The 12,003-nt window shown below is 69.7% G+C and carries 9 protein-coding genes and 1 pseudogene; 4 read left to right on the top strand and 6 right to left on the bottom strand.

The features are described 5' to 3' along the window. Positions 1 to 507: 507 nt before the first annotated feature. Positions 508 to 930, bottom strand: a complete 423-nt coding sequence (locus tag STRVI_RS44630) for a pentapeptide repeat-containing protein (RefSeq protein ID WP_043242337.1) — start codon at positions 928 to 930, stop codon at positions 508 to 510. Positions 931 to 1,065: 135 nt separating this feature from the next. On the opposite strand from STRVI_RS44630, the pseudogene STRVI_RS44625 reads away from it, so the two are divergent. From STRVI_RS44625 to STRVI_RS44615, 3 genes and pseudogenes are all read left to right on the top strand, one after another. Beyond that, a pseudogene (locus STRVI_RS44625) lies at positions 1,066 to 1,972 on the top strand (IS982 family transposase). Between the two features lie 149 nt (positions 1,973 to 2,121). Further along, the gene (locus STRVI_RS52355; RefSeq protein WP_150112979.1) at positions 2,122 to 2,418 is read left to right on the top strand and encodes a hypothetical protein; all 297 of its coding nucleotides are present in this window, start codon (positions 2,122 to 2,124) and stop codon (positions 2,416 to 2,418) included. A gap of 313 nt (positions 2,419 to 2,731) precedes the next feature. Continuing rightward, positions 2,732 to 3,070 carry a hypothetical protein gene (locus STRVI_RS44615; protein WP_014043634.1) on the top strand — a complete coding sequence of 113 codons (339 nt, stop codon included), beginning with the start codon at positions 2,732 to 2,734 and terminating at the stop codon, positions 3,068 to 3,070. Positions 3,071 to 3,301: 231 nt separating this feature from the next. On the opposite strand, the gene STRVI_RS52350 is transcribed toward STRVI_RS44615, so the two are convergent. The 5 genes from STRVI_RS52350 to STRVI_RS44590 all read right to left on the bottom strand — a co-directional run bounded on the left by STRVI_RS52350 (position 3,302) and on the right by STRVI_RS44590 (position 7,691). Continuing rightward, on the bottom strand, positions 3,302 to 4,021 hold the full coding sequence (locus STRVI_RS52350; RefSeq protein WP_014043633.1) for a hypothetical protein: 720 nt from the start codon (positions 4,019 to 4,021) through the stop codon (positions 3,302 to 3,304). Continuing rightward, on the bottom strand, positions 4,018 to 4,461 hold the full coding sequence (locus STRVI_RS44605; RefSeq protein ID WP_014043632.1) for a hypothetical protein: 444 nt from the start codon (positions 4,459 to 4,461) through the stop codon (positions 4,018 to 4,020). Before STRVI_RS44605 ends, STRVI_RS52350 begins: the two co-directional genes overlap by 4 nt. 598 nt (positions 4,462 to 5,059) lie before the next feature. Then, positions 5,060 to 5,362 (bottom strand): hypothetical protein, encoded by a 303-nt coding sequence (locus STRVI_RS44600; protein ID WP_014043631.1) that lies wholly within the window; start codon positions 5,360 to 5,362, stop codon positions 5,060 to 5,062. Then, complete coding sequence (locus tag STRVI_RS44595) at positions 5,359 to 6,432, bottom strand: ParB/RepB/Spo0J family partition protein (protein ID WP_014043630.1); 1,074 nt, start codon at positions 6,430 to 6,432, stop codon at positions 5,359 to 5,361. The genes STRVI_RS44600 and STRVI_RS44595 overlap by 4 nt, the downstream gene beginning before the upstream one ends. Continuing rightward, positions 6,429 to 7,691, bottom strand: a complete 1,263-nt coding sequence (locus tag STRVI_RS44590) for a ParA family protein (protein WP_043242331.1) — start codon at positions 7,689 to 7,691, stop codon at positions 6,429 to 6,431. The genes STRVI_RS44595 and STRVI_RS44590 overlap by 4 nt, the downstream gene beginning before the upstream one ends. Positions 7,692 to 8,030: 339 nt before the next feature. Here STRVI_RS44590 and STRVI_RS44585 point away from each other — a divergent pair, with 339 nt between their 5' ends. After that, positions 8,031 to 11,783: a CHAT domain-containing protein gene (locus STRVI_RS44585; RefSeq protein WP_014043628.1), complete on the top strand. Its 3,753-nt coding sequence runs from the start codon at positions 8,031 to 8,033 to the stop codon at positions 11,781 to 11,783. Positions 11,784 to 12,003 lie beyond the last annotated feature (220 nt).

Genomic DNA, 12,003 nt, shown 5'->3' with positions numbered 1-12,003 from the left:
CGGCCAACGAGCCGTTGGTGTTTCCCAGCTCGGACAGGTGCGCCAACAGTCAATCAGCGACGGCGCCACCGCTTGAACAGTTCCTTGCGCTGCCGGCGGGAGCCTCATGCGGTGGCACCGGCGGCAGCGCCGACGGGCGGAGCGCGCGTGCCCACGTCGACATCGCCCTCGCTCAGGGGACAGCTTTACCCGGTCGCCTGTCGTCTGCGACGTAGTCAGGGTGCCGGGGGCCATCGTCCATCCGGGGCAGGTAGGCGCCTTTTGCGAGGATGCCGTCGATCTGCCGACCTTCGGCCGTGGTCACGCGCTGATGGGGCAGCGGTACGCCCACGATGTGTGCCAGGCGCCGAGTTGGATATCGAAGGCGGCTTCGCAGCTGACGCAGAAGTCGTCGGCACCGCGGCGCCCCTGGGATCAGCCGAGAAACACCAGGGCGATGGCTAGATGATCGATCCCAAGGGGTCGTCTGGTAGATCGAAGCGTCTGTGCGCCTCGGGCATCGGCCGACTACCCGGTGATGGGCCAGCCAATGACCTGGTCGAGCTGAAGATCGCGGAGAATAGCGTTGGCCAGCCTGACGTCGGTGGCGTCGGTGAGCCCATGAGGCGGGGTACCGGTGAGGACCCGGCCGAAACGGGCACCGGTCAGGTCCGCTGCCCGGAGGTCGGCGCCGGTCAGGTCGCAGCCCGCCAGCGTGACGCCCCTCATGGAGGCGCCGCTCAGATTGGCTCCGCGGAGATCGCACAACTTGAAGTGGCAGCCGTCGAGGGTGGCTTGGCGGAGGTCGGTCTCCCGAAATGTGCACCGTGTGAACCACAACTGCTGCAAGCGCACCGACACGAGATCCGCGCTGTCGAAGGACTCCCGCTGGAGAGTCGCGTATTGACGGCGGGCGGCGAGGTTGTCCTTCAACGTCTCCGGTCGGCCCATGCCGGACATCGTGCCAGCTCTGGGAGCGGGCTGTCGCCGCCGGGCTGCCGGCGTGAGTGCTCTGTCCGGTGTCGCATGGGCTCGAATGTGTGGGAAGGGGCCCCTGGATGTGATGAAGGAGTCCAACGTCGGTGTGTGAAGACAGAGCTGGACTCCCTCGCGACCGCACTCTATGTGAAGACCGACGACCTTCTGAAGGGTTCGCCGCAGTTCAGTCCGTGGCGGCCGGCCGTGGGTATCGCGCCGCGGCTCAGCGACGCCGAGCTGGTGACCTTGGCGATGATGCAGGCGATGCTCGGCTTCACCTCCGAGGCCCGGTGGCTTCGGCACGCCCACACCCACTTGCGGCACCTTTTCCCCTACCTGCCCAAGCAGCCCGGCTACAACAAGCGGCTGCGCAAGGCCGCCGAGCTCGTCCGGCGCGTCACCCGCGCACTGGCGTCGGACACGACGCTGTGGACCGACGACGTGTGGGTGGTGGACTCCACTCCGGTCGAGTGCGGGCGGTCCCGCGAGACGGTCAAACGATCCGACCTGGCCGGATGGGCCGAGTACGGCTACTGTGCCAGCCACTCGCGGTTCTTCTGGGGTCTGCGGTTGCACCTGGTGTGCACCCTGCAGGGCCTGCCCGTCGCGTTCGCGCTGACCGGGGCCAAGGCCGACGAGCGCGAGACCCTGCTGGACCTGCTCGCCGTCGAGCCGCACCTCATCGGCGAGCGGCCCAGCCAGATACTGATCGGCGACAAGAACTACTTCGGCCGGGAGTTCGAGCGGCAGCTGGCGGAGCTGGATATGCGGCTGCGCCCGCAAGGGCGAGGCCGAGCGCGCCGGATCACAGCTGTTCAAGCCGCTGCGGCAGGTCATCGAGTCGATCAACGAGACCTTCAAGGGACAACTCGATCTCGAACGCCACCGCGGCCGCACACCCGCAGGCGTGGCCGTCCGTGTCCTGCAGCGCATCCTCGCACTCACCGCCGCGATCTGGCACAACGACCACACCGGCCAGCCGGTCATGCGGGCACTGACCGCCTACGACCACTAAACCCCTTGGAATAGATCATCTAGTGGGGCGGCCGGCCACCAGAAGAGGGAGACGACCAGGTAGGGCAGGGCCCAGGCTACGCGGACGGTGGCGGCGGCGTAGTCGTCCCAGGCAGCGGAGACGACCTTGGGGCTTCGGTCATCGCGGAGTTGCCAGAGACGTGGCCAAACCCTGGCCAGGGATACGCCGTACTGGGCGGCGACCCGCTCGTCCACAAGCGCGACGCGGTAGCCGATCCAGGTGGCGCGGCGGGGCAGGTAGCGTTCGGGACTGCTGCACCGCGCTACCCCGCTCACCGCACCGCCGGCGACATCGATGCCTTACGCACAGCCGCCGCGCATCTCGCCCACATCAACGAACAGCTCGGCGGAGGCGTCGACATGGAAGCCGAAACCGCCGAGCTGCTCCGGAACCTGCTCCCCCGCACCATCGCCCCGGCACGCTGACGCTGTTCCCGAATTCCGGCTTCAGCACCTCTCGACACGGCCTACAAGCTCTCGGCTGTCCGGGACAGGTCGGACAAACGCGCTGACCAGCCCGGACGGCCACCACCTGTCCGGGACAAGCGCTGGCCGTTGCCATAGCCCGTCAGCGGTCAGCAGTCTTTGGTCCTGGCGAGCCGAACCGTCACCACGGTCAGCGAGACACACAACGCATCAGCCTTGAACCACTCAGCCGACCGACTGACGACCGGCTCTGCCTCACCAGCCGCTCCTGGCCAAAAGCCGGAGGGGCGCCAATCCAACCGGAAGGATTCTTATGCGGCTTCGTCATGCCTTCACCACCGCCGCGCTCGGCACTGCGGTCGCCTTCGGCGCCATGGCCGTGCCCGCACAGGCAGCGTCCGTATCCTCAACGCCGGTTTCCCCTGCGGCTTCCATCGCCGCGGCCGCCCCTCCGGGTTGCAGCATGTGGACCGACTACAAGTACGGTCACGGCCGGGGCCTGCTGTACTGCAACAACAGCGGCAGGGACGTCCAGGTCACCGTTGCATGCGGTGACGGAACGATCAAGCGCACCTCGACAGGCTATGAACACGCCATAGCCAACTGCCCGACGGGGCTCGGTGCCGTCGGCGTCAGCGGTAAGTACCTGTAGGCCACAATTCAGTGCCGGTACTCCTTGCGGAGGGCTCGCCCCCAAGATTTTGGGGGCGAGCCCTCCGCTCTGCCGCCAACGAATTCCCCCGGGGCAGGACGCCTTCAAGCCCCGAGTATCAGGTCAGGCCGACGGAAGCGTTGAGGACGGCGACGACCAGGCCGCCCGGGTGCAGGGCGACGTGAGTCCGAGAAGAGGCATCCGTCCAGTGGGGCTCGTTGACGGCGAGGTTCAGCGGTTGCGCCAGCGCTTGAACAGACCCTTGCGAGGCCGACGGGGAGCGGTCGGCAGCGGTACCGACGGCATCGTCGGCGGCAGGGGTGGTACTGGCGGCACGGGTGGTACCGGCGGAAGCGGCGAAGGGCCGGACGTCGTCTCACCGGGCGGCGCCGCAGGGGACAGTGCCTCTAAAGTCGGCTCCGAAGGACTGCCCGTCGGCTGCGGGGGATCAGCGGGCGGCGGCACGGGTGCGGCAGGCGGGGCCATCGGGCCAGCAGGCTCGGCAGCCTCCCCCTGCAAGGCGGACGTTCCCCTTTCCGGCGGCCTGACGGTCGGCCTCGGTACCGGTTTCGGGCGCGCGGGGCGGGTCCGCGGCGGGGACTTGACGGAGGGCGGAGTCCTGGGCACGGTGGAACGGCCGGTGGCCGGATCGGCGATCCAGTAGGCGAGCTGCCAGTGCGTCCGGGGCCACAGCACGAGCTGGTGGTGCCCGCCGCTCTTCGGGACGAACAGCTTCCAGGGGACGTCCGGGGCGGCCAGGGCGAGCACGCTGGTGCCCTCGGTCAGCGGTTCCAAGAGTTCCGGGTGATCGCTGCGCAGGTAGACGTCAGCGACGGCAAGGCGGCCTGGCAGGCCGGTGGGCAGGTTGGCGGCGATCCGGCGCCATGGCTGCCCGCCCCGGCTGGTGCCGGCCGCGGCGACCTGGCCGACGACGGCGACGGGGTGTTTCACGAGGCCCGCCTGCAGTCGCTGGTAGAGCGCGGCGAGGCTGACAGGGCCAGGAGCTGCGCGATGCGCGCCGCGCTGGTGACCGCGGGAGCCAGCGCCGGTTCCCGGTTGCGGACCTGACGACGCACCGGGTTTGTCGGCGGTGGCTTCAGCGGTGCTCCCGGCAGGGGCAGCGTCGCCGCCTTGGTGTCGGTGGACTCGGTGAGGACCAGGCGCAGCTGCAGCTGGCCGTTACCGAGCTCGGCGAGCCCTCGGGAGCGCCGGGCGATCTCCTCCAGTGTCTCGGTCGCACGTAGCGGGCAGCCGCGGAAGTGCTCCGCTTTCGGGCGCTTCGTTCCCGCCTGGCCGATTTCGACTTTGGGTTTCTTCTCCGGCATTAAGGCGAAGTGCGCGGACAGTACGTACGGCTTGCCGAGCTTCGAGGTGCTCGGATGCTCCGGCACGGCATAGACCTCGTGTTTGCAGTGGGGGCACCAGAGCTGGCCCACGTAGGCTTGGGCACGTCGTTCAGCTGCCGGGCCGAAATCAGCACGCCCCGATCGTCCTGGGCCTGCTGCATCTTGAAGGACTGCTTCTCCTTCACGGCTTAGCTCCCCCCAATGCGGGCCGCACCTTGCTCCCCACCCTAGGTCTGGGGCCAGCCTGCTCGTTGTAGAGCGCGGAAACGGCGGCTGTGTTTTCGGGCTTCGTCTCGGAGGGCGCTGGCCCCCCACGTCGCGATACTCAGCATCCCCACAGGGGACACCGGCTCTGGCCTGCCCAAAAGGTTCGATCCCGTGGGGCGGGATAGTTCGCCGGAACTTCACAGCCCATCCCGCTGGGCGGGCGCCGGCCGCGACGTCGCGCCCGTCCAGCGGGCACCGTCTTTCGCTCTCGGTGCCCCTGTATGCAGGCCGTGCAAATGCTGCGCCACAGCCAGCCGCCCACGCCCCACACACCCCATCCACCGACAGTCGCCAACTCCGCCGTCAACAACCGCATCTACGTACCAACGACCACCGGCCAAAGGCGCCACCCCCGGCACCACGTCACCGACTCCCTTCACTCCACGCGAGACACCCACCGCCCCCGGCACACCAGCTCGGTGTCCTGCCACAGGCCAGCCTCCAGGTCCCATTCCCCTGTCGCCATCGTGTCGAACGCCTCGATGCGCGCGGAGCGGTCGCCGTCTGTACGGGCCTTGGTGTAGAGGGAGGGCCAGCGTGCTTCGGCGCCGGGGCGGCAGGCGGTCACCAGTGCAGTGTCGGTGTCCTCGAGGACGCGGAGGGCGCGCCGCACGACCGTCCCACCGGCCTCGAAGTACCCCACGCCGGCCACCGCTTCCTTGCTGGGCGAGTGATTCACGCGCGGAGCAGGGCGACCAACTCGCGACGTTCGTCATCCGTCATGCGGGCGTGGATGAGCTTGGCGACCGCAGGTACATCGCGCCATGGCACCGTCTGAACAGCGTCTTGCCCGTCGTGCCGCTCTGTGGAGTCCCTTCCCCGATCGGCGGGCTGCGCCGGCACGGGGGCGGGAGTTGTCCCGGTTGCCGCCTTGACCGGTGCCTGGGTGGTCGCTCCCTCTGGCGATGGCTCTGTGGTCGTCTGGACTGCGTCCTGGCTTATCGCGGCGTGATAGTCGTCAGTCTTCTGCTTTGCAGCAGAGCTGAGGGGGGCGGATGGAGTTGCCGCCTGCTGGCTGTTTCGCTTCTGCTCTGCTCGCCGCTTGGCTTCTGCGGCTCGGGTGTCCGCCGCAGCCCGCTGTTCTTCGGGGCTGAGCTTGCCAAGGTTCCGGACGTGTTCGACTTGCCGCTCGCCGGTGGCCAGTTCGGCTTGCAGGTCGGGGGAGAGCTTGAGCAGTGACAGCTTGGAGGAGATGGTGGCCTGGGGGAGGCCGAGCCGTTGCGAGGCTTTGGTCTGGCTGCCGTAGAGCTTGACCAGCGAATCCAGGACGTGGGCTTGCTCGAGGTCGGTCATATCGTCGCGGTGGAAGTTGGCGACGAACGCGGCCTCGAGGAGGGTCTCATCGGTTGCCACGCGGGCGTCGTCGACCATCACCTTGATGGTGTCCTTGCCTGCGCGGCGCGAGCCTTCGAGGCGACGGTGGCCGTCCACGACGACGTACTTGGCGCCTTCGTCCAGGTCGTCGGCGCGGTCGGGGCGTTCCTGTAGGTAGGCGTCGATGCTGGCCACGGTGATGGCGTTGATGACGCCGAGTTCCTTGATGCTCTGCGTGATGTCCTCAAGGTCGCGCAGATGGTCGCGGGGGTTGTCGGGGTTCTGGCTAATCTGCCCGACAGGCAGCTCTGTGGGGTCGGGTACGCCTTCGGTGCGTGCTCCGGTGGCGGCGCTGATCGCGGCCCTCCGGGCGCTGACGGGCCGGGCCTGGCCGAAGGAGGCGCTCGCTCCGAGTTTCGAGGCCTTGCTGCTCATGAGATCTCCCGTGCCAGGGCGCGCATGCCTACCGCCTGATCGCACTTGGGGGAGTAGGCGAGGAGGGGGCGTTTCACGCGGACTGCTTCTTTCTGTTCCTTGAGGTCGCCGATGACGCCGACAACTCGGGGGTCTCTTATGTCCATCCAGGCTTCAAGGGAGGAGGTGGCGATGTAGCCGCGGCGTGCGTCGTAGTGGTTGACGACGATGCCGAGGTAGTCGATGTGCAGGCTGAGGTCGGTTCCGAGGTCTTCGATCTGGGTGGTCAGGAGGGTGTAGGCGTCGGCTGAGCTGTCTTCTGCCTGGACGACAACGAGGGCGCCGGAGGAGCCGGGAGGCTCGTTGTCGCGGCGGCGGCCGTAGTAAACGGCGGCATCCATGCTCAGGCCGAGGCTGGGCGGGCAGTCGACGATGATGACGTCGAAATCGGCTTCGATCGGTGCGAGGGCTCGTTCGAGGGCGGCTTCGCGTGCCCGGACGCCGGCGAGTTTGACGTCGAGGAGGAAGGCGTCGTTACAGCTGGGCAGGAGGTGCAGACGGTCGCCGAATTGGTCGCCTTCGATGGGGACGATCAGGTCACGGAGCTTGCCAGCGGGCTCGCCGGCCATGTGCTTGGTGAGGCTGTCGCCGTCCATGGGCAGCGGAGTGTGGCCGAGTTGCTGGGTGAGGTGGCACTGGGGGTCGAAGTCCACAAGCAGAACGCTCAGGCCGAGGCCGGGCCGGTCCTCTATGGCCCGCGGGTCAGAGCCGCTATCGCCGGATTCACCTTCGCTGTCCTTGAGCAGCGCGGCAGCGAAGTGCTTGGAAATGCGCACCGGGTACAGGGTGTTGGCGTCTTCAGCCATCGCCTCGCCGGTGCCTGCGGCGACAGCCGTCTTCCCGACGCCGCCCTTCTGGTTGCAGGTGATGATGCGGCGGGGAATCTCTGGTCGCTGCACGGTGGGCGCGGGATGTTTCTGCAGCCAGAGCTGCACGGCCTGGGCGAGGGCCTGGGTGATCGAGACCTTGCGATCGGATGCCGAGTCCTTGAAGGTCTCCCACTGGCCTGGGGGAAGCCAGGTGGAGAACGAGTCGGCGCCGGATGTGTCGACGGTGGGCGGGGTCGACGCGAGGTCGCACCAGTAGGTGATGCCTTGCGTCACTGCGGTCTGGATCTCGGTACCCAGTTGGGCTGCACGGACTTTGAGGTCCTGGCGGAGCCACCCGGGGAGTTTGGAGACGACCTTCTCGCGGTCGCCGGCGGAAGCGGGAGAAGCCATGCCTGACACCTTACTAACGAACGTGATCGAATCAAGCATTGACACGTTACCTAGGTAGAGTCAGTGGGCTTCAGCCATCACGGCGTGATAATCACGTCTGCCTTCCCTCGGGTCCGAGCCAGGCGCTCCCAACTATCACGCCGTGATAGCCACGCGCGGCAGAACGTAGTCCGGGGGAGTATCACGCCGTGATAATGCTCTCGCGGTGCCGACGCACCGAGAGGACTGTCACCACGGCGGCGGCCGACCGCTGGATGCTTCCGAGGGCACTTCCCGGGCCAGCCTCCGGTGGAAGGGAACGGACGCCGCATCAGCCGCGCGAGGGCGGAGGGGGACGCGATGACCGACAAGGGAGGACACCCGGCCGGCGACGGCACGCCGGACGCGCTGGTGGAGCAGGCTATCGCCGCCGTCCGAGAGGCCCGGGATCTGCTGAACGGCGACATCGACGGCCTTTTACGCTCCGCCGCGCTGCGCCGGGTGATCGACCGGCTGACATCCGTCGAGGGGCTATTGCCGCCGGACCATGCGGCCCGGGCGTTCGTCGTACCCCAACTGGGAGCACTGCTCGGAGTGCGCTGCAGCCACGACGGCGACGCGGACCCCGGGGAACGTGAGACGGCGCTGCGCTACCTGCGCTGGGCCGACCGCGCCCTGCCGGTCGACCACCTGCCGGCGGTCGAGTCCCGGACGGTGTTGGTCGGCCTGCTGCTGGGCGGGGCCGTGGCCGTGGCACCCGAACCGCCGCGAGCGGATCTGACGGAGGCCCGGAAGGTCGTCGAGCGCCTCGAGTGTGCCCCGATGAGCCCGGACTTCCACGAGACAACCGCTGCGGTGCGGCAGCGGATCGACCGCTCGCTGGCGCGACCGCCCGCCGATCCGGTCGCCGAAGCCGTCCATGGTCTGGTGTCCCTGGCCTCCTCCCTCAGCACCGCGCGGTTCACCCGCCTGCTGGTGTGGCTGACCACGGAGCTGTACAGCTCCAAACCGGGACGGGACATCGGGGGCACGCTGACCGAATTGCAGCTGGATCCGGTCGGTATCGAGCTGCTGGACGTACTCGTCCGCGCGGTCGGACCGAGCGCGGGCACCCCCGCCGCCCGCGTCCGGGGCGTTCGCCGGGCCGCCGAACTGGCCCGGCAGGCGCTGCCCGAGCTGCCGCCGAACACCCCGGAGCGGACCCACGTCGCCAAGCTCCACGCGTACCTGCTGCTGGTGACAGATATGCTGGTGCCGGGCAGTGTGGACTTCGACGAGCTGGACCCGGCCGTGTTGGAGCCGGAGTGCGTCGACCGCGTCCAGTGGCCCGTCGCCCTCAATCTGGACCCGGGACTGGTACCACACCTCGACGACTGGACCCGGGACTTCTCCGATGAACTGGGACTCCGCGAACGGACGTTGGCCGCCAACCTCGACCGGCTGCTGGCCTACCGCAGCGGCGACCCGGGGCATCTGGAACGGGCCGCCGCGCTGCTGCGGGACTCGATCGGCTCGGTCCCCGAGGACAACCCGCTGGCCACCACCGCCCGCTCCACCCTGGCCGAGGTCCTGGCCCAGTCCGCTGCCGACGGCAACCACCAGGACGCCGAGGCCGCTTTGGCGATCGCCAGGGGGCTGCGGGCCGCCGCAGCGCGGGACGGCTCCGCGCCGGATGCGTCGGAAGGGCCGGACGGGTCGAGCTCCGCGAGCGACCTCACGCTGTCCTGGGCCGGTCTCGAACTCGATCGGATGCGCGCCAGCGGCGATCCGACCGGGCTGCCCGAGCTGCTTGAGGAGCTGACCAGCCGTTACAAAGCTCTGCCGCCGGACAGCGCGGAGCGTGGCAAGCTGGCGAGCGTCCTCGCCGAGGCCCACCGTATCCGCGCCCAGCACCGGCCGGACCCGGCCGGAGAGCGCCTCGCCGCCCACTACCTCGGCGAGGCAGAGCGGGCTGGCGAGAACTCGCTGAAGCCGACGCTGCTCACGATCCGTCAGGGACCACCGGACGAGGGCCGGGCCGCACTCGACCGGGCGCTCGCCGACGCCGACGCAGAGCTGCGCCGCGCCCTGGAGGACCCCCGCCTCAACCACGATCAGGAGTATCTGGCGCGGGCGCAGCTCGGCCTGCTGCTGATGACGGGTTTCCAGCAGTTCGGGGAACCGGCACTGCTGGACCGGACCATCGCCGAGCTGACCCCGGTACGCCACCTGATCTCCGGAGGACACGCCTCGGTCCACCGGCGCGAGATCCTGGAGAAGCTGTCAGAGGCCCACCTCTGGCGCAGTCGGCGCGACGGTCCGCACCGCGCTGCGGACCTGCGGACCACGCTGGACATCACCCACCAGGCGCTGACAGAACTGGCCGCCGACGTCCTGCTCCAACTCGGTGCCGAACACGGCCTCGCGGCGGCCCGGGACGGGGCGGTCCTGAGCCGACGGCTGGCGTTCGGAGCCACCTGGCTGTCCGGCCGCCCAGACGAGGCGGTGCGGGCCCTGGAACTCGGCCGTGCCATGGTGCTGCGTGCCGCAGCTGCCTCCCGCAACATCCCCGACCTGCTGGCGGCCGACGGCCACCTCGAACTGGCCCGACGGTGGCTCGCCCAGACCGCCGCCACGGCCTCGCCAGACGCCGCCGGTCCCCGGATGACGGGGGCGCTGCGCCGGATGGCGCTCAACGCGCTGGGCGCCCGGGGTGACAGCGCGGAGGCGGTGCTCGGCGTGCCGGAGGTGGCCGAACTCGCGGCCGGCCTGGCCGCGACGCGGACTGACGCGCTGGTCTACCTCGTGCCCGGACAGGGCCTGCGCTACCCCGCCCCAGGTTTCGCGCTGATTGTCCGGCCTGACTCCGTCCAGCCCCAAGTCCTACCGCTGCCACGGCTGCTGAGCACCGGCAGCGCCCCGCTGGACCGCTATCTGGAAGCCGCCGCCGACCGATCCGGCGCAGCCGTCGACCCCGCGCAACACCCCAGCCGACAGACCGAGCGTCACTGGCAGGCGGCGCTGGTCGACCTGTGCGACTGGGCATGGGAGGCGGCCATCGGGCCGCTGCTGAATGCCTTGGGTTCGTCGGAGGGGGATGCTCTGCGCCCGTCCGACGGGGACACCTTGGGCCCGCTCGGCGGGGACTCCCCGGGCTTGTCCGAAGGGGACGCGAACCCGTCCGGTAGCAACGCCCCCGGCCCGACCCTCCGGCCGCCACGGATCGTGCTCGTCCCGTGTGGGCCGCTCGGGGCCGTGGCGTGGCATGCGGCTCGGCGACCGCGGGCGACCGGGGACCCCGGTCATCGGTTTGCCTGTCAGGACGCGGTCTTCAGTTACGCCCCTTCCGGGGCCCAGTTCCTGCGAGCCGCGCGGCGCCGGCGGCTGCCTGCCACCGACCGTCAGGTTCTGGTCGCCGACCCGGACCTCACCCTGCTGTGGGCCGAGACCGAGACCGACGCCCTGCGCACCGCCTGCTACCCCGACGCCCTGCGCTACGGCGCGTTCCTCGCCTCCGACGAGCCCGAGGACGCCCCCGGCACCCCCGATGACCTGCTCGCCGTTCTGCCCGGCGGCGACGCTACGGCATCCGTTGTGCACATCTCCTGCCACGCCGTGGCCGGTCCACACCCCACCCGGTCCGCGCTGCGACTGGCCGCCGGGCCGGACACCGAACCCGACTCGGGCCTGCTGACCGTGGCCCGCCTCCTGGACGGCGCCGCCGACCGGCCGCCGGACACGACCGGGCCCCTGATCGTGCTCAGCGCCTGCGAGACCGACCTGAGCACCCGGGACCACGACGAGTCGCTCACCCTCGCCACCGCCCTAGTGACCCGCGGCGCGGCCGACGCGGTCGGCTCCCGCTGGGCGGTGCGCGACAGCCAAACGGCCGTGATGATGGCCGTCTTCCACCACTTCCTGGCCGCCGAGGGCCTGGCGCCGCCCGACGCCCTGCGCGCCACCCAACTGTGGATGCTGGACCCGGACCGCACCCCGCCGCCCACCCTCCGCGGTGAGCTGCTCTACGAGGCGACCGGCCCGGGCCTGGACCAGATCCACCACTGGGCCGCCTTCACGCACCAGGGCAACCCAGCCCCGAGAGACGCTTGTCGTAAGTCCGGGGCCGGCCAGTGAAAGCGCCGTGGCCGACCCGTGCCGTCGCGGCATACTCGTGGAGTCGGAACCCCGTCCGCATCAGCCACAGGTCGAGCAGCTCCCTGTCACCGCCGGCCTCGAGCTGCTCGTCGACCGGCCGCCCGTAGACGGTGGTGGTCGTAGCGAGACGCCCAGATCTGCCCGGCTTCGGTAGCCGGGTCGAACTGCGGAGGCAGATCGTAGGCCTCGCGGGCAAACG

The sequence above is a fragment of the Streptomyces violaceusniger Tu 4113 genome (assembly GCF_000147815.2).
Lineage (GTDB): Bacteria > Actinomycetota > Actinomycetes > Streptomycetales > Streptomycetaceae > Streptomyces > Streptomyces violaceusniger_A.
The sequence above is the reverse complement of the archived record's forward strand: the minus strand, read 5'-3'. Positions and strand labels throughout refer to the sequence as shown.